General features: G+C 64.8%; 24 protein-coding genes and 3 pseudogenes. 8 read left to right on the forward strand and 19 right to left on the reverse strand.

Annotated features, from left to right (window positions below; translation table 11 throughout):
- A partial coding sequence (locus QTH97_RS32540; protein WP_286572724.1) for an RIO1 family regulatory kinase/ATPase domain-containing protein occupies window positions 1-331 on the forward strand: 331 nt, incomplete at its 5' end.
- A 324-nt stretch (window positions 332-655) separates the two neighbouring features.
- On the opposite strand, the gene QTH97_RS32545 is transcribed toward QTH97_RS32540, so the two are convergent.
- The 3 genes from QTH97_RS32545 to QTH97_RS32555 all read right to left on the reverse strand — a co-directional run bounded on the left by QTH97_RS32545 (window position 656) and on the right by QTH97_RS32555 (window position 2263).
- Window positions 656-853 (reverse strand): hypothetical protein, encoded by a 198-nt coding sequence (locus QTH97_RS32545; RefSeq protein ID WP_286572725.1) that lies wholly within the window; start codon window positions 851-853, stop codon window positions 656-658.
- 418 nt (window positions 854-1271) lie between these two features.
- Window positions 1272-1628 carry a hypothetical protein gene (locus QTH97_RS32550; RefSeq protein WP_286572726.1) on the reverse strand — a complete coding sequence of 119 codons (357 nt, stop codon included), beginning with the start codon at window positions 1626-1628 and terminating at the stop codon, window positions 1272-1274.
- A 179-nt stretch (window positions 1629-1807) separates the two neighbouring features.
- On the reverse strand, window positions 1808-2263 hold the full coding sequence (locus QTH97_RS32555) for a TfoX/Sxy family protein (protein ID WP_286572727.1): 456 nt from the start codon (window positions 2261-2263) through the stop codon (window positions 1808-1810).
- A gap of 820 nt (window positions 2264-3083) precedes the next feature.
- Here QTH97_RS32555 and QTH97_RS32560 point away from each other — a divergent pair.
- Both QTH97_RS32560 and QTH97_RS32565 read left to right on the forward strand, forming a co-directional pair.
- Window positions 3084-3737, forward strand: coding sequence for a DUF6781 family protein (locus QTH97_RS32560; protein ID WP_286572728.1), 654 nt, complete (start codon window positions 3084-3086; stop codon window positions 3735-3737).
- Between the two features lie 237 nt (window positions 3738-3974).
- Window positions 3975-5423, forward strand: a complete 1449-nt coding sequence (locus QTH97_RS32565) for an ABC1 kinase family protein (protein ID WP_286572770.1) — start codon at window positions 3975-3977, stop codon at window positions 5421-5423.
- A 48-nt stretch (window positions 5424-5471) separates the two neighbouring features.
- Here QTH97_RS32565 and QTH97_RS32570 read toward each other — a convergent pair whose 3' ends face one another.
- Window positions 5472-6011: an SLOG cluster 4 domain-containing protein gene (locus tag QTH97_RS32570; RefSeq protein ID WP_286572729.1), complete on the reverse strand. Its 540-nt coding sequence runs from the start codon at window positions 6009-6011 to the stop codon at window positions 5472-5474.
- Window positions 6012-6196: 185 nt separating this feature from the next.
- Here QTH97_RS32570 and QTH97_RS32575 point away from each other — a divergent pair, with 185 nt between their 5' ends.
- A complete protein-coding gene (locus QTH97_RS32575; RefSeq protein ID WP_286572730.1) occupies window positions 6197-8032 on the forward strand; it encodes a WD40 repeat domain-containing protein in 1836 nt (611 codons plus the stop codon).
- A gap of 109 nt (window positions 8033-8141) precedes the next feature.
- Here QTH97_RS32575 and QTH97_RS32580 read toward each other — a convergent pair whose 3' ends face one another.
- From QTH97_RS32580 to QTH97_RS32610, 7 genes are all read right to left on the reverse strand, one after another.
- Complete coding sequence (locus QTH97_RS32580; protein ID WP_286572731.1) at window positions 8142-8780, reverse strand: DUF3750 domain-containing protein; 639 nt, start codon at window positions 8778-8780, stop codon at window positions 8142-8144.
- A 426-nt stretch (window positions 8781-9206) separates the two neighbouring features.
- Window positions 9207-10358 (reverse strand): acyl-CoA dehydrogenase family protein, encoded by a 1152-nt coding sequence (locus QTH97_RS32585; protein WP_286572732.1) that lies wholly within the window; start codon window positions 10356-10358, stop codon window positions 9207-9209.
- 14 nt (window positions 10359-10372) lie between these two features.
- Entirely contained in the window at window positions 10373-11203 is an 831-nt protein-coding gene (locus QTH97_RS32590; RefSeq protein WP_286572733.1) for an SDR family NAD(P)-dependent oxidoreductase, read from the reverse strand.
- A gap of 34 nt (window positions 11204-11237) precedes the next feature.
- Window positions 11238-11657, reverse strand: a complete 420-nt coding sequence (locus tag QTH97_RS32595; RefSeq protein WP_286572734.1) for a MaoC/PaaZ C-terminal domain-containing protein — start codon at window positions 11655-11657, stop codon at window positions 11238-11240.
- Between the two features lie 3 nt (window positions 11658-11660).
- Complete coding sequence (locus QTH97_RS32600; RefSeq protein WP_286572735.1) at window positions 11661-12101, reverse strand: MaoC family dehydratase N-terminal domain-containing protein; 441 nt, start codon at window positions 12099-12101, stop codon at window positions 11661-11663.
- 13 nt (window positions 12102-12114) lie between these two features.
- Window positions 12115-13296, reverse strand: a complete 1182-nt coding sequence (locus QTH97_RS32605; protein ID WP_286572736.1) for a lipid-transfer protein — start codon at window positions 13294-13296, stop codon at window positions 12115-12117.
- Window positions 13297-13321: 25 nt separating this feature from the next.
- Entirely contained in the window at window positions 13322-14881 is a 1560-nt protein-coding gene (locus QTH97_RS32610) for a long-chain-fatty-acid--CoA ligase (RefSeq protein ID WP_286572737.1), read from the reverse strand.
- A 138-nt stretch (window positions 14882-15019) separates the two neighbouring features.
- On the opposite strand from QTH97_RS32610, the gene QTH97_RS32615 reads away from it, so the two are divergent.
- Window positions 15020-16036, forward strand: a complete 1017-nt coding sequence (locus tag QTH97_RS32615) for an AraC family transcriptional regulator (RefSeq protein WP_286572738.1) — start codon at window positions 15020-15022, stop codon at window positions 16034-16036.
- A 268-nt stretch (window positions 16037-16304) separates the two neighbouring features.
- Here the strand turns inward: QTH97_RS32615 and QTH97_RS32620 are convergent, their stop codons facing one another.
- Window positions 16305-16511 carry a hypothetical protein gene (locus QTH97_RS32620; RefSeq protein WP_286572739.1) on the reverse strand — a complete coding sequence of 69 codons (207 nt, stop codon included), beginning with the start codon at window positions 16509-16511 and terminating at the stop codon, window positions 16305-16307.
- A gap of 999 nt (window positions 16512-17510) precedes the next feature.
- Here QTH97_RS32620 and QTH97_RS32625 point away from each other — a divergent pair.
- Window positions 17511-18194, forward strand: a complete 684-nt coding sequence (locus tag QTH97_RS32625; RefSeq protein ID WP_286572740.1) for a lipid-binding SYLF domain-containing protein — start codon at window positions 17511-17513, stop codon at window positions 18192-18194.
- 148 nt (window positions 18195-18342) lie between these two features.
- Here the strand turns inward: QTH97_RS32625 and QTH97_RS37180 are convergent.
- The 6 genes and pseudogenes from QTH97_RS37180 to QTH97_RS32655 form a co-directional block, all read right to left on the reverse strand.
- Window positions 18343-18603 (reverse strand): annotated as a pseudogene (locus QTH97_RS37180) (IS30 family transposase); the annotation flags it as partial.
- A gap of 77 nt (window positions 18604-18680) precedes the next feature.
- Window positions 18681-19070 carry a thiol-disulfide oxidoreductase DCC family protein gene (locus QTH97_RS32635; RefSeq protein ID WP_286572741.1) on the reverse strand — a complete coding sequence of 130 codons (390 nt, stop codon included), beginning with the start codon at window positions 19068-19070 and terminating at the stop codon, window positions 18681-18683.
- A complete protein-coding gene (locus QTH97_RS32640; RefSeq protein ID WP_286572742.1) occupies window positions 19067-19618 on the reverse strand; it encodes a DUF4166 domain-containing protein in 552 nt (183 codons plus the stop codon). Before QTH97_RS32640 ends, QTH97_RS32635 begins: the two co-directional genes overlap by 4 nt.
- Window positions 19615-20727: a saccharopine dehydrogenase family protein gene (locus QTH97_RS32645; RefSeq protein ID WP_286572743.1), complete on the reverse strand. Its 1113-nt coding sequence runs from the start codon at window positions 20725-20727 to the stop codon at window positions 19615-19617. The genes QTH97_RS32640 and QTH97_RS32645 overlap by 4 nt, the downstream gene beginning before the upstream one ends.
- A gap of 16 nt (window positions 20728-20743) precedes the next feature.
- A complete protein-coding gene (locus tag QTH97_RS32650; protein ID WP_286572744.1) occupies window positions 20744-21961 on the reverse strand; it encodes an FAD-dependent oxidoreductase in 1218 nt (405 codons plus the stop codon).
- 238 nt (window positions 21962-22199) lie between these two features.
- Window positions 22200-23234 (reverse strand): Cj0069 family protein, encoded by a 1035-nt coding sequence (locus QTH97_RS32655; protein WP_286572745.1) that lies wholly within the window; start codon window positions 23232-23234, stop codon window positions 22200-22202.
- Between the two features lie 87 nt (window positions 23235-23321).
- On the opposite strand from QTH97_RS32655, the gene QTH97_RS32660 reads away from it, so the two are divergent.
- Window positions 23322-24296 (forward strand): chromate resistance protein ChrB domain-containing protein, encoded by a 975-nt coding sequence (locus tag QTH97_RS32660; RefSeq protein ID WP_286572746.1) that lies wholly within the window; start codon window positions 23322-23324, stop codon window positions 24294-24296.
- Between the two features lie 146 nt (window positions 24297-24442).
- Window positions 24443-24706 (forward strand): annotated as a pseudogene (locus QTH97_RS37100) (cupin domain-containing protein); the annotation flags it as partial.
- A 168-nt stretch (window positions 24707-24874) separates the two neighbouring features.
- Here QTH97_RS37100 and QTH97_RS32665 read toward each other — a convergent pair.
- Window positions 24875-25447 (reverse strand): annotated as a pseudogene (locus QTH97_RS32665) (LysR substrate-binding domain-containing protein); the annotation flags it as partial.
- Between the last annotated feature and the right edge of the window lie 106 nt (window positions 25448-25553).

Below are 25553 nucleotides of genomic sequence, written 5' to 3' on the forward strand. Positions count from 1 at the left end.
CAACGTATTGCTCGCCACCGACGGCCCGGTGATCATTGACTTGCCGCAGGCGGTCGATGCCGCGGGCAACAACCACGCGCGGCGGATGCTGCTGCGGGATGTGGCGAACCTCGCGGACTTCTTCGGGCGGGTCGCGCCCGAGTTGCTTTCCACCAGGTACGGCGAGGAAATATGGAACCTCTACGAGCGTGGCGAGCTGCACGCTGGCTCGACGCTGACCGGCAGCTTCGCGCGTCCGAGTGGGCCGGTGGACGTGCGCGGCGTGCTGCGCGAGGTTGACGACGCGCGCGCCGAAGAGGCGGCCCGGCTTGTGCGTATGGCGACGCGTTGATGCAGCTCAGCGGTGGCAGGATCGCGGCGATGCGGCCATGAAGTCCAGTCTGCGAATCGAAATCTCGCTTTGCCGCGCTCAAGCAGGGGTTTCAACGGCCGCTTCTAAAACTCGCGGAATGACGCTCAGGCCCCGAACGCCGAGCAGGCGGCCCGCTTGTCGGTGCGAACGAAAGAAGTGTCCGCGCTTTGATCACTTCTGCCTGCAATGTCTTGAAGCGCGTCGACGCAGAAGCGGCGTCCTGTTCCTGCGTGAACCTACGTGCAGGGCGCAAGCACGTCAGAAAGTTCGCAACCGCCCGAACCCGTGCGTTGACGGGATTGCTCACAGCGCCGATGAGACGCCCAGTGCCTGGTCCAATGCCTCGTCAGACACGAACGGCCCCGCCAAGGCTTGCCGCAGGCCGGTGATGGCGTCTTCAGTCAGCACGAGATTGGCGTGCTCCGACTCGAGGGCACGGCAGTAGTCCAGCCGGCGTGCACCGAACAAGGCCACGTAGCTCGCGCCGTTCCTGGTCAGCACTTTCTCTGAGCGCTGCCGACCACGTCTTCGGCCAACTCGGTGAGCCAGGCGCGCGCTTCGCTGGGCGGAACAATGTCTGAGCCCTCAACGACATGCTGCAGTATCCGTTGAGGTTTGGGTTGACATTGATCTAGCGGCCAGACCTGCACGCGGCAATCGCCGCCAAAGATGATTGGCCCTGCGAAAGCCTGGGTTGGCGGGCAGCCGCCTCACGGTGCGGCAGATTCGCTTTCCCCGCCGGGGCCGCCATCGTTTCGCCAGCACGGCGTGCCCGAACATCACAGCACCCACTGTGACCCGGAGCAGCTTCAGCACCCCTTGCCGGCTGCCTTTGCTATCAGCAGCAAAGCAAGCAACCCCCGACAAGACAGAACGTGAATAGCGGCGGCGCGCCGCGGTGCGCTGGTCTTGGACGCGGCTATACGCGGAACCAAATCTTGGACGTCACATACATTGCGTAGCCAAGGCCGAGCACCATCCATGCCAAGTAAAACACGTTGGCCCAGTACTCGCCAGCATGCGCAGCCAGGGTGTAAATCTGCATTGTGCAACCCCTGCCCAAGCAGGACACCTCACCCCGGAACAGCGCGCGCAACAAGGCAAACAGGAGGCCACACGCGACGACAGCGGTCACGAGCAATCCCACCGGACCCACAATTCCTTGGGTGAGTCGGCCGTTCTCTTCGCGATACCCCTTCCGTAGCGGGTTCTGCCCGAACTGGTACCAGGCGAATCCGAGCAAGAGCATCAGAGAGTAGTAGACGGCGGAACGCATTGGTCGAATCGATGTGCTGTGAGGAAAAAAGTGCGTCGAAAGGATGGTATTCGGCAAAGAAACGCCAGTTGGCGGGGGGAACAAAGACTTCATCGCAGGCGCAGAGGTCCGCCAAGCTGTGCCACCCGACCGGGGACAGTCGGTTTTACCCTGCACAACTGAGCAGCAGGTACAGCGGGTCAGCGCTTCGCCCCGGAGCGATTGGTCGTAGCGGCCTTTGCCACTGCCGCCTTCTTCGCGGCCGGCTTCTTCCGAGGCGCCTTCGTCGCAGCGATCTTTCTGGCAGCGGGTTTCTGTCGCGCGGCCGCACCGTCCCTGCGCACGACAGCCTCCCAGGCCAGGCGGGCCCAGCGTGCCGCTTCCTCGCGGTCTTCGTAGATTTCGGCCGGCGCTTCCACATACGAGGTCGGCGTCAGCTTGCCCGCGCGCATGTACTCGAAGGGCGCGAGCCCTCTTGCCTCGAACTTGGCTCGACTCTCCTCGTCAGTCTTGAGGTACAGGCGCTCGCCGCTCACCAGGCCGAACATGCGCCCCTCGTGGAAGATGCCGTGGCCTCCGAACATGCGACGGGCCGACACGCGGCCGAAGCGCTCGAACACTTCGGGAAGTTCGTCGGCCAGCCTCATTGTGCCCATCGCTCACTATCGAGGTCCTCCGGACCCCAAGCCTCGGCGCGTTCAGGCGTGCGATCACGGGAGGCAATCCCATGAATGGCCGTCGCGCGAACGCGGCGCAGCGCAGGTTCATCACCGGCACGGAATCGACGAATTCTCATGAAATGCCTTATGCCGACTTGAGAGGGACCGGCAGTCTGTCACATCCGCTCTGCACTGCGCAAAACCGGCCGCTCGCAACCCTGAACGGAAATTCAGGTCGCCACCTTCAAGGGCGGAATGGCTCAGCCCTTCCCGGTCGACGAATCCTCGCGCAGGGGCCATAGATTCGACACCATCCACGCGCTGCCGATCCTGACCAAGCAGCCGAACAGAAATTCGCCAACGCGCGAATGCGGCCGTGGCGCAGCAGTTGGCGTCGAAGCCCGGACCGTCCAGCGTCACTTGGCGGCTCAGGGCGAAGGCTACGCCTCCATCCTAAAGGCGGCGCGCCGAACTCGTGCCACGCTATGTGGCGAGCCTCGAGCGACCGCTGTCGGAGGTCGCGAGCCTCCTGGGGTTTGGATCGCTCAGCGCGTTCCCGCGGTGGTTCAGTGGGCGGTGCCATGCTTCCAAGTGGCCGAGGCAAGGCCATTCGCAACGGCGCTGATCCCGTGGGACATTGCCTTCAGAAGTCCCGAAGGACATTGAAGGGGCCTGCACCCCCATCGACCGCAGGAATGGAGCGGGCGCCTGGAGTCAGCCTTGCTGGCGGCAGCACTCATCAACCCAGCGCCGCGCGATCAACGAACACCAAATTCGTCTATCCTGTCCTTCCCATCGTTTCACAGGAGGGCGCGAAATGACGGATCCCACAGCGCCGGCGGGGAACGCTGCCTCCGCGCCGGCTGAAGCGCAGGTCGAAGAACAGGCGATCCGCGAGCGGGTGCGCGAACTGACCGCGCAGATGCTGGCGGGCGGTCGGCTCGACACCGAGGGCATCAAGGAAGTCGTGCGGACCATGAGCGGCGGCGTGTCGAAGCCGCCGCTTGAGGGCGCGCAGGCACGCGAAGCCTTCGCGGAGGCGATCCGCGGCCTCGATGAGGCGCTGCACGCTTCATCGCTGGCGACCCACGCGGCACTGCAGGCGCTGGCGGCGCGCGGCAAGGAGTTCTCCGACAACGATCTGAAGAATGCGTTCGCGGCCCTGCAGACACTGCAGCAGGACTACGTCGCGGTCGCCAACCGGATGGCCGATGCCACCACCGGCAACCTGCGCCGTGAATTGGTCGATCTCTCGCTGCATGCTCAGCGCGTCGGCGCGGATGCAAGCGTGCGCTTCGCACAAGTGATGAGCGAATTCGCCAACCGCATCGGCTCGTATCGCGCGGGCTCGGCGCCCGGGATCGACTCCGTGCGCCAATACGGCGCCAACATGACGATGCTCACCAGTGGGCTGCTTGCCGGATTCGCAGACGCGCTGCGCCAGCAGTCAGACATCAAGAAAGCGAAGTAGGTCGTGCGCGAGGCCAGTGCGGTGCGTGACCTGCCGCGCCTGCACGAGATCAGCCTGGTATTCATCCGCCACGGACTCGGTGATCTCGTGCGGCGGCTCGGGGTCGCCTCGCTCCTGGAGCGCGCGGGCGAAATACTCCATTGGGGCCAGGTCACGCACAGCGCGCAGCTCGAGCCGCAACAGCGACTGTGTCTTGCTCTCGAAGAGCTCGGCCCCACCTTCGTCAAGCTGGGGCAGATGCTTTCGCTGCGCGAGGATCTGCTTCCACCGAAGTGGACAACGGAACTCGCGCGCCTGCGCAGCAACGCGGCGCCGGTGCCGTTCGATCAGATCCTGCCGGTGATCGAGCGATCGCTCGGCATGCCGCACACGGAAGCCTTCGTCGATCTCGAAGTGGAACCGACGGGGGCCGCCTCCATTGCGCAAGTGCATCGCGCGCGATTGCACGATGGCCGCGCAGTCGTGTTGAAAGTCCGCCGCCCCGGCATCGAAGCCAAGGTCGAGGCTGACCTGCGGCTGCTGTCGCATCTCGCGCAGTTCGTCGAAAAGGAAGTACCCGAGGTGCGCCGCTATCAGCCGGTGCACGTCGTCGAAGAGTTTCGCCGCTCGACACTGCGCGAGCTGGATCTCGCCACCGAGGCGCACAACATCGAGCGCTTTGAGCGCAACTTCCGGGGCGAGCCGCACGTCCTGATCCCGCACGTCTTCCCGCAATGGACCAGCGAAGTGATGAACGTGCAGGAGCACATCGACGGCATCAGCGCCGAGGACCTGGCCGCGGTCGAGCGTGCCGGACTCGATCTCAAGTTGCTCGCAGAGCGCGGCGTCGACAACGTGCTCAAGATGATTCTCGAGCATGGCTTCTTCCAGGCCGATCCGCACCCCGGAAACGTGATCTACCTGCCGGGCAATCGCATCGCGATGATCGACTTCGGCATGACCGGCAGGCTGTCGCTTGGGCGCCGCCATCAGATCATGGATTTGCTTGCCGGAATCACGCGCCGCGACAGCGAGCCGATGGTCGAGGTGCTGCTCGACTGGGCGGGTCCCGAGGCGGTCGATGAAGAAGGGCTCGCCGCCGACGTCGACGAACTCGTGGCCGATTACGGCGATTTGCCAGTCAAGGACATGCGCATCGGCGAATTGATCGGTCGAATCACGGCGATGCTGCGAACGCACGGCATCGTGCTGCCCTCCGACCTCACGCTGATGTTCAAGGCGCTGATCACACTGGAAGGCTCCGGACGAAAATACGATCCGGAGTTTGTGCTCGCCGATCGGCTGAAGCCCTATGTCGAGCGCGCGCTCGCCGCGCGCTACGCGCCGGCGGAATTGGGGCGCCGTGGTGGCGCGGGCATCGGCCAGTTTCTCGATCTGATGCGAGCCATGCCGCGCGACCTTGCTCGGCTGCTCAAGGATGCGCGCCGCGGCCGCCTGCGAATGGATCTCGATCTGAAACGGCTCGACATCTTCGTGGGCAAACTCGACCGTACGATCAACCGCATCACCATCGGCATCATGACCGCCTCGGTCGTCATCGGCTCATCGATCGTGATGACGGTCACCTCCGGTCCGCAACTCTTCGGCATCCCGATCTTCACGGTGCTTGGCTCGTTCGGCTATCTGCTCGCCTTCGTGAACAGCGTGTGGGTCGTGCTGTCGATCTGGCGGACGCGGTCGCACTGAGAGCGGCCCGCTGCGCAGCGGCCACGTCTGGAGCCGATCCATCCCCAACTAGGGGGTCTCCCCCTCCATCGCCGGCGGTGCCAGCCCAAGGGATTGAAGTCGGGCCTGCAGCTCATCGGCAGAACTCCACGCCAAGATCGGCGAGTTCCGGCGTTCGTCAGGCGGATGGTCGAGAAGACCATCGGACCAACCTCCACAGCCCACCAGGGGTAGCAATGGGCGCTTGTGCAACCAGGCCAGGCACACCTCCGAGATGGTGCCTGCGCGGCCACCGATCACGATGCAGGCGTCTCCGGCCAACGCCATCAAGAGATTGCGCGCGTCTCCCATGCCGCAGGGGATGACGACCGTGGCCGGCCAGTCTGCATCGGGCATCTCCCCGCTGGGGATGATGCTGATGACCAAACCACCGGCACCCAGGGCTCGCTCGGCCGCCACCCTGGTAGCCGGACTGCCGCATCCGCTGATCAATGAAATGCCCAGTCGGGCCAGGAGTTCACCGGCCTCACCGGCCATTTCGTAGGCGCGCGAGCCGGGCTCGGCACTGCCCAGCACACACACCTGTCCGCGACGATTCAATCTGTTCATGCATTTCCACGTGTGACGCTCGCTCAGTCCTGCGCCTGCTGTGTCGTCTTGCGATCCATAGTTGCCGCCGGGCGGTCCGGCTTGGAGGGATCCAGCGCTTGCTCGAATCAATGATCGCAGCTCGACTTGATTCCAGCCGGACACCGCTAGGATATCGGTATCAATATGTTACCGAAAGCCCTTGCATGATCCACGCGCGTTGGAAGGCGATCGTCATCGCCGCGCTAGCACTGGTCCTCAGCGGTTGCGACAAACTGTCTGCAACGTTGACGCCGGCCGCGGAGAGAATCACAAAGGCCTTCCCCCTGGCCGATGACGTCGCTCTGGCGACCTCCCGATTCATCGAGTCTGCCGCCCGAGAGGGTGGCCAAGCCGCAGCGAAAGACCGCATCGAGAGGATGATGCAAGTCAGGGCACTGGCATGCACTTCCGCGATTTCCATTGGGCGCTTCGACTCGCCGGAGGACATTCGTCGCAAGCCTGTCGATGCCGATTGCCTCAGGAAACAGGATGCGGACATTGGCGAGTGGATCGGCTTCCAACGGATCGCGGCACTGCTATTGAAGCCTCCCCTCGCTCCCTTGGCTGAACTCGGCGCACTTCGGACGCTGCCGTCCTACGAAGAGACCACGATCGGCATCATCACGTCCGCGCAATCCAGCGTCGCGCTGCTGCAAGGCAGCCAAGGAGGCATCACTGCGGTCCGGCTGCCGGATGGCAAAGCGTTCCAGACCATTCGCGGGATGAGATTCAACCAGAATGCCATCGCACTCTCCCCGAATGGCCGGGTGATGATCGCGCAGGCGGACACGGGGCGCTCGATCAAGGCCTACGACATCGAATCCGGCGCTCTGGTATGGAGCTCCGACCAGTACCGTTCGCTGGTCTCTTGGCTTCCCGAATCCGGGGCGCTGGTGATGACCCGGGGAGGCACGGAATCGGGCACCGTCCTTCTGAATCTGGTGACCGGCAAATCAACGCCGTACACGGCCGCCATCAGAAGCCCGAGTTGGGCCATCGCCGTGCCGGGAGGCCCTGATCGCCGGCTCGTGGGGGGCGACTCCGGCGTGGCGTTGATGGATCACATCAAGGAGGCGGCCGATGGGGGCATCCTGGCAACGCAGGTGCAGTTCTGGCCGACAACCAGGCCGGTCAGTTCGGGGCGACCGTTCCTCATGAACAACGGCACGAAGCTCGTGTATGTGAGCTACCCGGGTCTGGGCTGGTTGGATCTGGCCACCGGCCAGAGCGGTTACGTGGACATGGGCCCGCTGCGCGCGGGCAATTACGCACAGATCAGCGACACCGCCCTCCTCTACACCACGCCCAAGCCAGGCGCTTCGTACCAGGGCGAGGGTCGGGTCCTGGATGTTGAAAGAATGACGGTGGCACCGGTCCTCAATTACGAGCACAACCTGGGCTCGATCCTGCCGCTCTCACCGAGAGTCGGCTTCATGCGAAGGGGGAACTTCGTCTCAGTGGGCAGCAAGGTCGAGGTCGGCGAGTCCACCGATCTACAGCAAGCCATAGCCGCCGCGAACCTGGAGGTGCAACTGGCGAAACTTCAGCAGGCGCAGACCCGGCAGGAAGGTCCTGGTCCGGCTGCCATGCTGACCCACGTACCGCCCAACGCCCAGGTCGATGCCATTGGGGTGTATGAATCGAAGGCTGGTGTACACGGCGCTGGCGCGGGGCGCACGGCCGGGCCGGTGCGGGTCACCGTCATGCCCTCGTCAACGCCCTTGGTGCTGGTTCTTGCAAGCTATGAGCCGGTGCGCTGGATGATCGAAAACCCGGGCAACCGCAAGATCTCGGCCGTCCTCGTTTCCGGCTATCACGACTCAACGGTGTTCGGCGCTGGCGGGGCCCAGGTGCTGAAGATTGGCGCGGGGTACGCCTACAAGATCGACAGTCCGGAGTACCGAGAACTCAAGGCGAGCGTGGCGCGGTACGTCTCCAATCCGATCCGCATATTCCAGGGCACCTACAGTGGCCAGACTTTTACCGTGACCGCTTCCTGACCCACCTCTTCGGGGCAGCGCGAAGCGTGCTGCGTGACGTGGTGATCGCGACCGCGCAACGCGGTCGGAGGGCAGTGCCTGGACAGGGTGGGCTCCGGTGCCGCGAACATCACGGCAGCCGGCCGAAACCTGGCAGCCGCAGGGCAAGATCGTCGATGTCGATGCCGAAGCCCAGGCCCAGCACGTTCAGTTCCAGGCCCTCGTCCCGTGCCACCGTCACGCCCGCCAGTCCCATCAGCGACACCTGCCAGCCGGTGCCGCTGGGTGCGCGGTCGACGAAGGTGGTCGAACCGAGATAGTCCTTGCCGATGGCAGTGGGCGGCAGGTCCAAGCGCAGGGCAGGCACCTGCCGGGCCACCCAGGCCACGAAGGTGTTGCTGTTGGGGCCGGGCCAAAGGCGGTATGACGCGCGCCACGGGTAAGCCGCCACGGCCAGTTCGATCTGGTCGATCAGGGCTTCTGCTTGCGCACCCCGGTGGTCCGCCAGCAACTGCGGATAGGCCCCGAACCAGAGCATGTCCGGCGCGTCCACGACGCTGGTGACCAAGGCATCGCCGCCGCGGCGGGCCCGCCAGCCAACGATGTGATAGGTGGTGTATCGCTCGGCGCCGGCGCGCTTGACCGCGATCCAGGGATGGATGCCGAAGGCGCCGCGCCATCGCACAATGCGCGCGCCGTAGATCTGCACCACCGCACGGCGCTCGACCACAGGGTCGGGCGCCTGCCCGGTGCTCTCACGACTCGTCATGTGCCATGGCGTGGTCAAGTCCAGATTGCCGAAGGCCAGCACACCGATGGGCCCGAGCAATAGGAGCGCAAGCAGGCACAGAAACCCGAGCAGCCAGCGCGCCCAGCGCGGCCCATGCCTCCGGACCAAAGACACAGGTGGAGCATCGCGCATGCCGCCAGTATGCCCTCGGCAGCGGCGCAACATGGCCATGTTCAGGCGGATGCCGCACGGGTGCGCCGCTGACCCAATCGGGTCGCAGTCGACGATCGAGCTTGGTCCCATCCTGCGCCACACAACCACTCGCACTCGGTTCACGCCACGTTCCCTGAAGCGCGTGCACACCTCCTGAACGGGCATCAGCAATCGAGCACTTTCTCGGTGCCGATGCAGAAGTTCTCCCCTTTGGCGACCGTCGACGGGACGTTCGAAGCGGCGGCCTCATCGTCACGTCGCAAGCTTTCGGGCGATGAGCTCCTTCATGATCTCGTTCGCGCCGCCATAGATGCGCTGCACGCGCGAATCGCCATACAGGCGTGCGATGGGGTAGTCCGTGATGTACCCGTATCCACCGAAGAGCTGCAGACACTCGTCCACCACCTTGCACTGCTGCTCGGTGCACCACCACTTGGCCATGTAGGCCGAGGTGTCGTCCAGCGTGCCGTCAAGCAGGCGCTGCACGCAGTCGTTCACGAAGCTGCGCACCACATGGGCCAGGGTGGCGCATTCGGCGATCTTGAAGCGCGTGTTCTGGAAGTCATACAGGGCCTGACCGAAGGCCTTGCGCTGCTGCGTGTACGCCAGCGTCAGCTCCACCGCGCGCTCGATCACCGCCGCGGCGGGCACGGTCAGCAAGGTGCGCTCGTAAGGCAGCTGGCTCATCAGCTGCCTGAATCCTCGCCCCTCCTCGCCACCGAGCAGACGGCCGGCCGGAACGCGAACGTTCTCGAAGCAGAGCTCGGCCGTGTCGGACGCGTGCTGGCCCAGCTTCTCCAGCCTGCGTCCCACGCGAAAGCCTTCCAGCCCTTCAGTCTCCAATACGAGCAGCGACACACCGTGGCTGCCGGCCTCGCCGGTGCGCACGGCCACCACCAGCAGGTTGGCGGTGAAGCCGTTGGTGATGAAGGTCTTGGCACCGTCGATCACGTAGCTGTCGCCATCGCGCCGCGCGCGGGTTCGCAGGGCTTGCAGGTCGGAGCCGCAGCCGGGCTCGGTCATCGCGATGGCAGCCAGCATCTCGCCGCTGGCCAGCCTGGGCAGCCAGCGCTTTCGCTGCGCGTCGGTGCCGTAGTCGAGGATGTAGTGGGCGGCAACGGTGTGCACCGCCGTGTTGGCAGGTACCTCGGCCCTGGCCAACTCGTCCTGCACGACACACTGGTAGGCCAGGCTGGCGCCGGCGCCGCCATAGGCCTCGTCGAGCTCGGGCAGCAGGAAGCCCAGCGCGCCGAAGGGCGCCCATACCTCGCGCGGGATGTAGCCCTGGCGACGCCAGCCATCGAGTCCCGGTGCCAACTCGGCGGCCACATAGCGGCGCACCTGCTCGCGAAACGCGTCGATATCCTCGTCCATCCAGCGATGGCGATACAGCGGTGGAAGCATGATCGCGCCCTTCTTCAGATGCCGGTGAGGCCGCCGGAACACATCAGCGTCTGCCCGCTCACGTAGTCCGATTCGGGCAGGCACAGCAGGAACACCGCGCCGGCGGCTTCGTCCGGCGTGCCGCCGCGGCCCAGAGGAATGCCGCGCTCCATCGCTGCGAGCAGCTCGGGGTTCACGCCGACCTTGATGTCGCGGCCGTCGATGTTGGCCGTGCCGCCTTCGGCCGCATTGCCCGTCAGGCGCGTCCTGATGAAGCCGTAGGCCACCGCATTGACGGTGACATTCAGCCGCCCCCACTCCTTGGCCAGGGTCTGCGTCATGCCCAGGATCCCGGCCTTGGCCGTCGAGTAGTTCACCTGGCCGGCGTTGCCGAACAAGCCCGCCACCGACGAGATGTTGACAACCTTGCGCACCACGCGCCTGCCCGCCGCCTGGTCGGTCCTGGACAGCTCGCGGATCGCCGGATAGGCAGCGCGCAGGATGCGGAAAGGCGCCGTCAGATGGCAGTCGATCATGGCGTACCACTGCTCGTCCGTCATTTTCTGGATCACGTTGTCCCAGGTGTAGCCGGCGTTGTTGACGACGATGTCCAGGCCCTTGTATTCGTTGACGGCGGTGCCGATGAAACGCTCGGCGAAGTCGGGCGCGGTCACGCTGCCGGCGCAGGTCACCGCCTGGCCGCCGGCAGCGCGGATCTCGGCCACCACGTCGTTGGCCGGGCCGGCATCCAGGTCGTTGACGACCACGCGCGCGCCTTCGGCAGCGAATTTCAGGGCGATAGAGCGGCCGATGCCGCGGCCAGAGCCGGTGACGAGGGCAACCTTGCCGTCGAGTCTGTGGGTCATTGGGGGTCTCCTTGGTGTAAGACGGGTGAGCTGGTCAGGGCAGCGCGACGACGGCCTCGCCGGCGATCTTGGTCTGTCCAAACTGGTTCGTGCTGCGCACCTCGACGCGCACGCGGCGTTCGCCGTCAGCCTCAAACTTCTCGAGAACGCGGCCCTCGCAGCGCAGGGCATTGCCCAGGTGCGTGATGCCCTGGAATCGCGCATCGAAGCGGCGCAGACGCGACTGCGGCGCCCAGCCGGTGATCAGGCGGGCCAGCCAGGCCATGCCCAGCATGCCCTGGGCGAACACGTCGGGCATGCCGGCGCGACGGGCGACATCGGTGTCGATGTGGAGGGGGTTGTGGTCGCCCGAGGCGCCGCCGAAGAGAGCGAGCGTGGTGCGATCCAGGGGACGAAATTGCAGCGGCGGCAGGGCGTTGCCGACCTGCACGGTCTCGAAGGTGGGTGCGCTCATGGGTCAGTTCCTGCAGACGAGCACGGTGCGCATCTCGGCCACGAGTTCGCCGCGCTGGTTGGTGGCGCGCGAGCTCTTCACCACAAACTCCAGCGCGCCGTTCTTCTTGTCGTAGACGTCGTCGATGCGCGATCGCACGGTGACGGTGTCGCCCACGCAAGCCGGGCGGTGGTAGGTGAAGCCCTGTTCGCCGTGCAGCAGTTTGGCCAGCGGGATCTGCAGGTCGGCCAGCAGCCGGTCGGTCACTCCGGCATCCAGCTCGGCCGCGAACAGGAAAGTGGGAGGCGCCGGCAGGTCCGGGTAGCCGGCGTCGCGCGCGGCGGCCTCATCCGTGTAGACCGGATCGGTCTCGCCGATCGCCTTTGCGAAGAAGCGCAGGCGACTGCGCTCGATGGGCAGTTCGCAGGGCGGCAGCTCGTGGCCGATCCATTTCTTGTCGATCATCAGGTGCTCCTTCTCAGGCGCGTTCATAGAGCGTGACCACGCAGGCACCGCCCAGGCCGAGGTTGTGCTGCAGGGCCAGGCGCGCGCCCCGGACCTGGCGCGCGTCGGCCGTGCCGCGAAGCTGCTGGACCAGTTCCGTGCATTGCGCAAGGCCCGTCGCGCCCAGGGGATGTCCCTTGGACAGCAGGCCGCCCGAAGGGTTGGTGACCACGGCCCCACCGTAGGTGTTGTCGCCATCCACCACGAACTTCTCGGCGCCGCCCTCGGGGCACAGGCCCAGCGACTCGTAGCTGATGAGTTCGTTGTGCGCGAAGCAGTCGTGCAGCTCGACCACGTCGATGTCGTGCGGGCCGACGCCCGCCGCTTCGTACACCCGGCGAGCCGCTTCCCTGGCCATGCTGAAGCCGACCACCTCGCGCATGTCTCTGGCCTCGAAGGTGGCCGGGCGGTCGGTGGTCATGGCCTGTGCCCTCACGCGCACGCTGCGGTCGAGGCCGTGCCTTTGCGCGAAGGCTTCGGAGCAGACGATGGCGGCGGCCGCGCCGCACGTGGGCGGGCAGGCCATCAGCCGGGTCATGACGCCGGGCCACATCACAGGTGCGGCCATCACGTCTTCCTCGGTGAGCACGTTGCGCAACAGCGCCAACGGGTTGTGGGCCGCATGCCGGCTGGCCTTGGCGCGGATCTTGGCGAAGGTCGACATCTGCGTGCCGTACTCGTCCATGTGCGCCTTGCCGGCGCCCCCGAAGTAACGCAGCGCCAGCGGGATCTCGCCGTGGCCCACCAGATCCGCAGTGGCCTGGTCGAAGCGGTCGAAGGGGCTGGGGCGGTCCGCAAAGACCGCGCCGAGTGCCCCCGGGTTCATGTGCTCGAAGCCCAGCGCCAGTGCGCAGTCCACGGCGCCGCTCTGCACCGCCTGGCGCGCCAGGAAAAGCGCGGTCGAACCTGTGGAGCAGTTGTTGTTGACGTTGACGATGGGGATGCCGCTCATGCCCACCTCGTACAGCGCGCGCTGCCCGGCCGTGGAGTCGCCATAGACATAGCCCACGAAGGCCTGCTGCACCAGTTCGTAGCCCATGCCGGCATCGGCCAGCGCGGCCCGGGCGGCCTGCGCGCCCATCGCGCGGTAGGGCGCATGCCTGCCGGGCTTGGCGAAGGGAATCATGCCGACGCCGGTGACATAGATGTGGTTCATAACGTGAGTCCTCGGATTTGGGGGGTCAGCTCACCTGGCGTGCGTGGCCTGCCCAGAAGGGCCTGCGCAGTTCGGTCTTGAGCACCTTGCCGGCACCCGACAGCGGCAAGGCATCGCGCAGTTCCACCGAGCGAGGGCACTTGTAGCCGGCAATGAGTGCCTTGCAGTGCGCGATCAACTCCTCGGGCGAAGCGGAGGCGCCGGGCTTGGCCACCACCACGGCATGGACTGCTTCGCCCCACTCCGCGCTCGGAATGCCGATCACCGCACTGGCGGCCACCGCGGAGTGCTGGCTCAATGCGTTCTCGACTTCCGCCGAGTAGATGTTCTCGCCGCCGCTGATGATCATGTCCTTGAGGCGATCGACGATGAAGATGAAGCCGTCCTCGTCCATGTAACCGCCGTCGCCCGTATGCATCCATCCGCCACGCACGGCCGCGGCCGTCTGCTCCGGCTTGTTCCAGTAGCCCTGCATCACGTTGGGGCCGCGCACCGCCACCTCGCCCACCGTGCCCCGGGGAACTTCGTGGCCCTCGGGGTCGACGATGCGGACCTCGCAGCACAGGCACGCCCGGCCGGCGGCACGCAGCTTGCCCCGGTGGCGGTGTTCCGGCATGTGAGCCCAGGCCGGATTGAGGGTCGCGACCGGCGAGAGCTCCGTCATGCCGTATGCCTGCACGAACCTCACGCCCGGCAGCACAGCCATGGCACGCTCCAGCATCGCTTCCGAAATGGGCGAGGCGCCATACACGATGGTCTTGAGCGAGCTCAGGTCGCGCGGCTTCTTCATGGCCGGATGGTCCACCATCATCTGGATCATCGTGGGCACCAGCAGCACCGAGGTGATGCGTTCGCGCTCGATGGTGTCCAGCACCAACTCGGGCGCGAAGGCCGGGATCACCGCGTGCGTGTTGCCCTGGATCCAGTGCGGTTGCGAGATACCGATGTCGGCCAGGTGGAACATCGGCGCGGCATGCAGGTAGCGGCCGTCGTCGTCGGCCACGCCTTCGCAATGCAGTGCCAGGCCCGAACTGCAGATATTGGTATGGCTGAGCATGACGCCCTTGGGAAAGCCGGTGGTGCCGCCGGTGTAGAAGATGCCGGCCAGTTCCTCCCCGCGCCGCGCCGCATCGGGCACCGGCTGTGTGCTGTCCACCAGCACTTCGTAGTTGAGCATGCCTGCCGGCGTCGGGCCGTCGCCGCAGTAGATCACTTCCCGCAGGGTGGCGGCGTCCTTGCGGAGGGACTCGATCATGGACCGGAAGGTGTCGTCCACCAGAAGGATCGTCGAGCCCGAGTCGTTGAGCGCGTAGAGGATCTCCGCGACGGACCAACGGATGTTGCAGGGATTGAGCACGCCGCCGCCCCAAGGCACCGCCATCTGGTATTCGAGGTACCGGTCCGAATTGAGAGCGAGCATGCCCACGCGATCGCCCTCGCTCATGCCCAGCTTCTGCAGGGCACCGGCCAGCCGCGCCACGCGCTCTGCCAGCTCGCGAAACGTGCGGCTGCGGCTACCGAAGCGCACCGCGATGCGATCGGGTTTCTGCTGAACTGCACGATGCAGCCCTTGGGTAAGGTACATGTCTGCCTCCGTTGGGACCCGCGGCCTTCGCGTGCCTGTTGCTGAACGGAGTCGATGCTAGGAATGCAGACCCAGCCCGACAATTGCACAACGCATCGATCGAATGGCAAATCACATCAATCCAGACGGCGTTCCAGCTTGACGAAGAAAGCTCTGATCACCATCCCCGTGGCCATGGTCCGCGGCATGCTCGCGGGCATCGAGGCGCGCGGCGAGAGTTGCGAGAGCTACCTTGCGGACGTCGGCATTCCGATGGAGTTGTTGTCGCACCCCCGCGGCCGCGTGACCGCCGAGCAATATGTGGCGCTGTTTCGCTTCCTGATCGAGCGGCGCGGTGACGAGTGTCTAGGCTTTCTTTCGCGGCCACTCAAGCCCGGCAGCTTCGCGCTGATGGCGCGTTCGGCACTGGGCTCGCGCGACGTGAGGCAAGCGATCCTGCGCATCGCGCGCACCTTCGCGCTGCTGCGCGACGACGCGACGCTGGAACTCTGCTGCGAAGACGACAACGCGGGCATGGTTCTGAGCTTCGATGAGACCTCGGTGGTGCACCACGTCTTCCTCCACGAACTGCTGCTGCGCGTGTTCTGGCGCCTGGTCGCGTGGCTGGCCGGCGGGCGGCTGCCTGCCAGGCGTTTCGACTTCGCCTTCGACACGCCAGCGCACGTGGGCAGCTACAGCCAGGCCTTCCCGGCGCAGTTGGAGTTCGGCCAGCCGCACACCGCCCTCTGGTTCGACGCGCACTGGCTGGAGGTCGCAGTGCACCGCGACGAAGATGCGCTGCGTGCCTTCCTCGCCGAGGCACCGGCCAACATCATCATGCCGCGCCGAAACGACGAGATGACAAGCAAGCGCGTGCGCAATCACCTGCGTCACACGCAGCCCAACTGGCCCGATCTGGCGAGCGCTGCCTCGACGCTGAACGTGTCGACCGCCACCCTGCAGCGCAGACTGGCGCTGGAAGGCACGTCGTTCCAGGCCCTGAAGGACGAACTGCGCCGTGACATCGCCATCGTGCGGCTGAGCACCAGTGCGGCGCCTCTGGCGCAGCTTGCGCACGAGCTGGGCTTCACCGACAGCGCAGCGTTCCAGCGCGCGTTCAAGGGATGGACAGGCAGCTCGCCTGGTGCGTACCGAAAGGGCGAGGCTGTGCGCTAGATCCGGTCCGGCCGTCAACCCATGGGCTCATGGCTGGTTCGAATCCGCGGCGCCTCCCGCGCGCTGTAGCGCGAGGGCCGATCAGCTCGTTGGGCATCTTTTTGTGTGCAACACGCTGCTGCATGCAGGGAGGCTTCAATCCAGCCCGGCTGGCAGACTTCGGCACGTTCGGAAGGCGATAGCTTCCGACTCGCAATGGCGTGGGTGGGTGGCTACCGACGGAGGCGCAACGTCGAGACCGCGTGGGTCGAATGGCCGAGGGGCGGCCTCACCATCCGGCGAGCGACTTCAAGGACCAGATGAACGCGATCATGAGGAGCACGATGAGCAGTGCAGTACCCCAACTGAAGCGGCCCTCTGGTCGGGAAGCATTGCCAAACGGGGCCTGAAAGGTGGTGGGGCGCTCTCCGCGTTCGGGCTTGTCGGCCCACCATCCAAAGTTGGTGTCCGTGTCGTTTTCGCTCTGGCGTTTCATGTCCTCATTCTAGAAATGGTAGTACTTTGGTTTACAGTCATTTCTTTTTACTAGGGGCCAGAACGTGAACTTTTGCCCACTATTGCCGCATTCGCCGATGGCGAAACGGCCAGGCCTCTACGACATCATTGCCACCGCTGCCGACCAGGTCTGGCGCACTTACTCTGAGCGAGCCCATCACAAAGATTGCGGCGCAAACCCAGCACCCATAGACGGACCCCAGCGGATGTTTGGGAAGCCCCTCGCCGCGCCGTTCAGGCGTTGGTCTCATCCGCCTTCTTGCCGTGTGTGCCGGTGGGTCAGGGTCGCCGCCATCGGCGCACACAAGGTGGTCGTTCATGAGCTTGAGCGGTCGCTGCTCCCGGTGCCAGTGCGTGGGTGAGATCAAAGGTTGCGCCGAGCGCGACCACCCAGCCTCGTAGACCTCATTCATCCATTCGCCGCTTTGTCCCGACGAAATGGGGGGTAGCAGCTGCAGCGCCAGTGGCACAGCGGCATGGCACGAAACGCAGCCCCTGCAGGGAAAAGTTGGTTTGCCGTATTCCGACGTGACGAGACGGAGGTCCAACACGTCCGCGTCAATGTCGGCGGCCACAAGCAACTCACGCGCGAGAGACAGCAAGACGCCAGGATTCGAGATTTCGCCAGGACGCTTGGCATTCCGTCGCTGCGCGCGCGGGAGATCGGAGCACGGGACCGATCGTGTGTCCGCCGCCTCCTGCACTATGTCGATGACTCAGCGGATTGACCTCGCCTCTTGGCGCGGACACCGTCGGGCCTTTGCCTCTCGACCCGAGGTTTCGCCGCTTCCGTGTGCTGTAGGGGAAAGCTGTGGCGATCGACTCTTGCAGGCCATCGCTAGCGTCAGATGGCCTGCTTTCGGATGCGAGGGCACGAGGAGCTTGTGTGCTTCACGATGCTGGGACATCATTTGCACCTTGTGCCGGCAAACAGGCGGCCTCGCCCCGCTACGGTTTCGCTCCGTGCGTACGAGTCCACATGGTCACCGGACTTGGGCACCCAAATGCTCAAACACTGTTGGCTCGGATGTGGCATCCGATTCCGATTCTCTTCATCGATGCGGTCGACGCCACACCTCCGCACGACATGTCAAAGGAGAACGCAATGAAACGTCGCAAGCTGCTCGTCGGTGCCTCGCTGGCATCGTTGCTGGCTCGCGGTGCCTATGCTCAGGACAAGTCTGCCAAACAGGCCGAGGTCAGGGCAAAGGCCAGGCAAGCGCTCGAGGATTTCTACAAGGTCGATCCCGACATCAAGAACGCGGTCAGCAAGGCGCCCGGTTACGCCGTGTTCACGACCTACGGCCTGAGCTTCGGCCTTGGCGCAGCGGGCGGGAAGGGCATAGCCCACGACAGCAAGTCCAAAAAGGACACGTACATGGAAATCGCTCAGGCCAGTGCAGGCCTGCAGATCGGGGCCTCCGACACGCGCTATCTCTTCGTGTTCAAGGATGCGAAGTCGCTGGCCGACTTCATCGACAACGGCTGGGATGCCTCAGCCGGCGCTGCCGCGGGCGCTGGCACCGGCAAGAGCGACGCCAATATCAAGGCGGGTGCTGTCGCCTTTTCGGGCGGCACCGCTTACGTTCTGACCAAGGCTGGCCTACAGGCCGGGGTGTCCCTCGGAGGCTCGAAGGTCTGGAAGGACAAGGACCTGAACTAGGCTTCGGACGTGTATCGCGCCGGGACCGGGTGACGTTGACACTCGAATCGCCTTTCAAGTCGACGCCACGAACATCGGCAAGGGGCTGCGCATTCAACCGGTCGATGAACGATTGGACACCTCAGCCGGTGTATGGAGGTCGAGGGTTTGGTCGCTCGTTCAATTGGCTTTCAACGGCATTCAGCTTTGCCGTGAATGGCTCGAGAGATCGATCCATTGTTGGGAGGCAATGCCCCGAGCAGGCCGTTCCGGTTCTCGTTGGTTGCGGGCTTCCAGGTCACCAGCCTCACGTAGCGTCTTTGCCGCTCGACCAGGGTGGCAATCCGACTGCTCATGCTCCGGTCGGCAGGTCGCCTTCCCAAAGACCAGGCGCTGCCCGATCCTCCACCGTGGCCGGACGCTCGCTGAGTCTTCGGCTTGCGATTCGGCTGAACGGCGCCCACGCAGATGTTTTTTGCGAAGGGTTTAGGTATGTGCGCAATGGCGTCAGTCCAAGAAGCGCTCAGCGAAGTTCTGAGGCGGCACAGAACATGTCTCGCTGCGCCCGAACATCCAGTATCGGTTTCGTGCGACCCAGCGGTAGAGCCCATCGCGCAAGGGCGCGGGCACCAGCCAAGCTCCCCACGCGAGCCGCCATGGCCATCCGAGCACGTGAAGGACCTGCAAGATGGCTGCCGTGTGTTGCCATGTGCGCGTCCCATCGACCACGAGCAGAGTTTGCAGCCCGTCGACATTCAGACTCGCCCGAGCAAGCAAGCCCTTTCCGGTCGAACCTTGAATGGAGGCGAATCGAACGATTCCCCGCCGATCGCGCCGCAGCAGAAACTGCACCCAGCCGTTGCAAAGCAGACATTGGCCATCGAAGACAACGATCACAACGATTCCCTCTCGCCGATGGTCAAGTGCCCGCGGTAGCTTGTCACGGTACCGATGAAGGGCAGCGATGCTTGGACTCGAAAATGAAGCCGATCTCTCTGACCAGTCTCTTCCGCAATGACGTGCGGAAGCAGCCAGTTCGGGCATGGCACTCCCAGAAAATGCAGGGCCTTCAACCGCATCTCGAGCCTGCCGTCAGCCTCGCAGAGGTCAAAGTTCAGGCGAGCAGCACCCAGTTGCTCGACGAGCTGACCCGCATCGAGGCTCATGCGCGAGGTCATCCTCTGGGCTGGGAAATGCCGAGTCCATGTTTCTGCTTCTGGCCCGGCGTGGAGCTCGAATCGAATCGGACCGCTGGTCGCCCGAAGGGGCGTGCCGAGGCAACGAGCGAGGATTCTGGCCGGCAGGGTTGACGGTGCATCGGTGTCGACCCAACCGTGAAGTTCCTGCGAGCCCGCCAACCTGTGAAAGCGCCGCACCGCGACCTGAAGACGGTCGAAACTCTCACCCATGGCCTGCTCGTACATCGACGTGGACGCTGTTTTCATGCGATACCCTTTGCCATGTGGATGTTCAAGTCCCGCGATTCTTCTTCGAAGTTCTCAAGCGACAGGATTCCCACACAGGGCGTCGCGCCCGCACTCAAGGCGCCTTCCTTGAGCTTGCGGACCAAGGCGGCGGCCGCCAGCGTCGGAACGTAGGGCCCATCACGATGCGTTGCTACCAGGCTCCAAGTGCGCGACACCTCGACCCCGTCGCGGCGAAGACCAGTCACCGAAACGTGCATGGCTCCGGCATCGGACCCCCGGCTCTTGAACATGTCTGCGGCTCGCTTGAGCCAGGGCGCATGCGCTGACCAATCCCGAACGAGGCCGCGGCCCGCGGCCCATGCCATGGCATTCATCCCTCGGTGCAAGAAGCCAAGTTCGAGGCCGGCACCAAACTGCACGCTTGGTACACCGGCGTACCGACCGGGAAGCAAGGTGAGGTCTGGAACATCGCATGGCGAAAGCCATCGCTCTCCGACCGGTGCTGGGAAGCGATGGCGGCGAGCCCCGGCCCATCCAATCACCCGCGACGGGCCATCGACGGGTATCGGCTTTCCACAGTAGCTGAGGATGGCCTTCACGGTTGCCAAGCCTCGCTCGGTTCTGTTGCCAGGACTGATGCCAATGTCGATGGTGTCAAGGGTCGCCATGTCCCGCGCGAGGTGGTCGACGGCCGCGCCGGATAGCGCCGGCACCGAACTTGCCCCGCTGCTCACGAAAACGCCCGCTGCCTTGGCGTTCGATTCGAGTCCGCGGATTCCGCACACGAATGCGCGCGCATCGGCCAGGTCGATGTAGTTCGCGCCGGAGGAAATGCATGCGCGCGCGACCCCGTAGTCCTGCCCCTGGAACGGACCGGAGGCCAAGACGACGGTGCTCGGGACAAGGCTTTCAAGCTCCCGAGGCAAGTCCGCAGACATTGCGTCCAGCACGGCAGCATCAAGGCGTGCCCTCGACTGGGGGCGCAGTTGACAAACCAGAGCTTGCGCTTCCGCGGGACAGCGACCGGCAACGATGACGTGAATGTCAGGTTGCCACGCGAGGCGCTCGACCAATCGACGGCCGAAGAAACCATAGCCGCCGATGACAACGACTCGGCGTCCGGTCAACGCACGGCCCGTCGTTTCATGCGAGAGGGGCCGGCCGGCTCGGGTCTGCAACTCGTTGCGCCACCAGCCCGGCAGGATTGGAGCTCGCAGGCGCGGCCAGGCTGCGCCTCATCAGCCACGGTACGCCGGGGATGCGCAGTCCGGTTGCGAACGCCACGTCTCGCCACATTCCTGCGCCCTGCGCTTGGAAGCACGGGGTGAGCAACCGACTCAAGGTCTGAAACGCTTGGGACCGCCGCAGCCGTTGCGATGAAAACGCTTGCGTCGCTCCCGTCGCGCCGTGTTGCTCTACCGCATGGGCGAGAGCGAGGGCATCTTCCACGGCCAGCGTCGTTCCCAGGCCGAGCTGAGGGCTCATTGCATGCGCCGCGTCGCCGACCGCGCACAGGGGGCCGGAGCCCATCGAGCGCGGCCAGGTGTGGCGATACGTCGCGAACGCCAAGTCGCCGTGATGGCGAATCTGGCTGACCACGGGGTCGGACTCGGGCCAGAGCGAAAGAACTTGCGCCCGCCACGCAGCGAGGTCGCCCGACAGCCAGCCTGCATAGCGGTCGCCGCGAAGGCTCCAGAAGAAGGAAAGTCGGACGGCGCCGTCCGAGATTTCGGTCGGTAGAAGCCCCATCATTTCCGAGGTTCCCCGGAACCGCTGCAGCAGCACGTCGGAATCCTTCCAAGAAGGCACCCAGAACTGGCCCCAAAGGGCGCCCCATCGGTACGTAATGGAAGGACCGGCAAGCCCGGCACTTTCCCTCAAGCGCGAAGCGGCCCCGTCAGCAATGGCAAACAGGTCGAAATCCGACGAGCCAGTCTTCGTCATGGCCCTCGCACGCCCATCCACCACACTCAGAGATTCGATCTGGCGCGCCAAGGAGAAATGGACGCCGGCGGATCGGGCTGCCTCGAAGAGGACGCGAGCGAGCATGGCCCGACTGACAGCGCGAGCAGGTGCGTCCTCGTAGTTGATGTCGACCACGCGCCAACCACGGTGGCTGGTTCCGAGCAGTCGTCCGATGGGGACGCTGACCTCATCGAACGCGCGCCGCACGCCAAGTTCCTCGAGCGCGCGAAGTCCCTGCGGCTGGATGTGTAGCCCCGCGCCCAGTGGTTCCAGCGTCGGGTGCTTCTCGAAAACCTCGACCCGATGGCCGAGCCTCGCCAGCGCAATGGAAGTTGCCAGACCTGCGGGTCCGGCACCGGCTATTCCGAGGTTCAGTTTTCTTGGTGGCTGCTGCATGCGGCGGAGACCAGATGCACGAGCATATATCAGCCCGCGCCGGGTCGATGACGCGTAGAAGGATGAGCCTGCCTCCGGCTGCGACCAACAGGACTAGCGCATCGGGCTGGGAACCTTGGTCACCGCTTGCCGTCTTGGCTTTCAAGGGCCAGACACTGCGGTACGTCTGCGGCAGGAAGTTCAGGCCGTTGCGCGCATTCAAAGGGCGCGACCGCAACCGCCGTCCCGAACCGCACGCCTACCGCTCTGCAGCCGCAACCATCGCTTCGGTCGTCGCCCGCACAAGCATCGGAATGGCCGAGTCGGGGAACGGCGATACGCTGCTCACGTTGATCTCGCACAGCACATGGCCCTCTGACTCGCCCGATGGCTCGCCAAGCAGGAAGTCGGCATCCCATAGCAGTGGCAATGCATCCCGCTCAAGTTGGAGTTGCTCGCACAGAAGGCCCACCCACTTGTCCTCCAATTGTTCGCGCAGGCCCTGGAAGCGCGGATCATCGGAGCCGCTGTAGAGACGGGTGCTCGTAGGCACGTCCTTGCCGGAGTCGTCCGCCGGATGGAGTGCCACGACGGCTTGATGGCCGAAGCCTGCGACGCGATCGCGCACAAGATAGGCGCGCGTCATCCCTTCGACCATGCGTGGCTGCCAAGCCTGATCGATCATGTAGCCACCGTCGTCGAAATAGGGCGCGAGCCGGGCACCGACGCCCGCCAGGTCCACGAGTTCTTCCTTGCAGCCTCGTTGCGCATGACGAAGCGCGTAGCCGCCTGGCTGGCGCTGTTCAATGCGCCAAACGCCGACGCCACTCTGGCCGCGGCGCTGCTTCAATACACGCGCACCCCCAGCCAATCGACGCGGAAGTTGCGAAGCCAACTGAGTCAGGCTGTCCACGCGGTGCACGTCCGATCCGAACGGCAGATTTCGCACGGAGAGCAAAACATCCTTCGTGCCCATCCGAAGAATGGTTTCTGGGTGCGCACTGACGACGACACCTTGCGCCGCAGCATCACGAAGCACGGCGTCCAGGACGCGCCGGTCCCGCCCGCCCTCAACAGGGTTGTGCCAGACCAGCACGCCATGCATGCGAAGGAGTTGCTCTCGAACCTCTTCCCGAAAGTCATCGTTGTAGATCGCCGGCTCGACTGCGACGCCGGCACGGTCGAACGCCTCGAAGAGCGGCCCAAACCGACTCTGTGCGGGGTCGGATCGGTCTCGCGCAGCTCGATCGCCGGGGTACACGATCGCCAGTCGCGGACGTTCGCAGGTCGTCATTTCAGAACTCCTCAATTGTGAAACCCCTGCACAGGGTTCACGCACTGAATAGTGTCTCTAAGTCTACATCGATGTAAACTTCAAGACATGACTTTTTCGGCGGCGCCCTGGTTGCTTCTGGTGGTATCCCTTCCGACGTCCAGCGCGACCGCTCGCATGCGCATCTGGCGAAATCTCAAGGCGATCGGCTGTATGGCGCTGCGAGATGGTGCCTATCTGCTGCCGTCTCAGGGCGAGCATGGGCAGCGGCTGCAGGAACTGGCGCAGGAGTGCACCAGCGAAGGCGGCAGCGCATGGCTGATGGACGTGCAGCCGCGCTCGGCGGATGAAGCGACCGCCTACCGCGAACTGTTCGACCGCAGCGCCGAATACGACGAGCTTCGCAAGGCTTGGAAGGACGCCAATCGCAGCTTGGCTGCTTTGGGCGCACCGGAGTTGGCTCGGCTTCAACGCAAGCTGCAGCGGGAGTTCGACGCTGTGCGCGCGATCGACTTCTTTCCAGGCGAGTCCAGGCTCGAGGCGGACGCCGCTTGGTCGGAACTCAACAAGCGCATCGAGGCCGTGCTATCGCCGGACGAGCCACACGAAGCCGAAGGTCACATCCCTCGGTTGGACGCCAGCCAATACCAGGGGCGCCTCTGGGCCACGCGGCGACGCTTGTGGGTCGATCGGGTTGCGAGCGCCTGGCTGATTAGCCGGTTCATCGATCACGACGCCCGATTTCGCTGGCTCGCCAGACCGGCCGATTGCCCCAAGACCGCGCTTGGCTTTGATTTCGACGGTGCCGCATTCACACACGTCGGCGATCGCGTCACGTTTGAAACCCTCATGGCCAGTTTCGGACTCGAGGAGGATCCGGCGCTGAACCGGCTCGGTGCGATGGTGCACTCACTCGACGTCGGCGGCGAGCCGGTGTCGGAAGCAAGCGGCTTCGCGGCCATGCTCGCCGGCGCGCGCGAGCGACTCCCGGACGACGATGCGCTGCTGATCGAGATCGGAGGACTGCTTGATTCGCTTTACCTGCATTTCCTGCGCGGCAAGGCCGCCGAAGACTCGATCTGACTGAAGACAACGCCCTCGTTTCCCCTCCCATGGTCGCGTCAAACTGCACTCAGGCGGTTGGCGAACAGAAACAAGCTTTCCTGGGCACAAGACATGGAACTGATGCTACTTGCGCTCGGTAGCAACGGCGGCCAAGGAGAAAACTCATGAACTCGCAGTACGTCCACCGACTGGAGGACGCTCTCGGGGATCTCACAACAGACCCGGCAACTGCCGCGGACCCGATCAAGCGCAAGTGCCTGTTTGACGGGCAGGACCTCTCGTGCAACGTCAACATCCTCCGAGACAATGCAGATGTCATTCACATCCAGCCGGATCACGACGAGGTGGTACTTGTCTTGCAAGGGGAGTGCGGGTTACAAGTCGGTGAGGAGACCAGGCGCGTGAAGGCCGGCGACTTGGTGTTCATCCCTCGCGATACGTGCACGGGCCGATCGTGGACAGCGGGCGTGTGGCTCTGCTTTCGGTATTTGCACCGTTCTTTGATCGCGCGAAGACGAACATTCGGTGGTCGCGGGATGCGTTCCATGAGGAACCGGACATGGTTTCGCCTGGCAGCGTTCCTCCGGGCACTCGACTCACGCAGGGGCAACGGTGCTTGCGCTTGCAACCAGTCCTTGGATCAGTCGCAGTCTCGCCGACGACCTCAGCCACAAGGTCCCGAACCGACGAGCCTCCGGACGGATCGGCATCGCAATCTGCGCGATGCGCTGGCCGTCCAGCAGCGGCGACGCGAGGTCCGGCACGATCGATACGCCGAGGCCACGGTCCACCATCATGGCGATAGCCAATAGAGAGCTCAGCTCGAAGCGCTCCTGCGGCACGATGCCGGCAGCGCGCAAGTACCGATCCGCCTGCTTGCCACCGCCCAGATTCCGGTCGTAGCGGATCAGGGGCGAGGTGCGCAAGAGCGCGTGCGGATCGCGCCGCGCCAGCCGGCTCGGCGCCAACAGCACCAGCGGCGCTTCGCGCAACAGCGACCAGTGGAAGGTCTTCGCCAGCACGAAGTTGGGATGCAGGCCAACCGCCGCGTCCAGGTCGCCCTGCTGGACGGCCTTGTGGAGCGTCGCGGTGTTGCCTGATTGCAGAAACACCTTGACACCCGGATGCGTCTTCGCGAAATGCGCAAGGATGTCGGGCAGCACCCTGTGCCGCGTTGCAACGGCGACCGTCCCAAGGTTTCGATGTCGGCGCCATTCGCGGGCCTGTTTCATCGCGGCATCCGGTGCTGGACGTTGGAGTCATCCGCCCAGGTCC

It is taken from the genome of Variovorax gracilis, from assembly GCF_030317115.1.
GTDB classification, from domain to species: domain Bacteria; phylum Pseudomonadota; class Gammaproteobacteria; order Burkholderiales; family Burkholderiaceae_C; genus Variovorax; species Variovorax gracilis.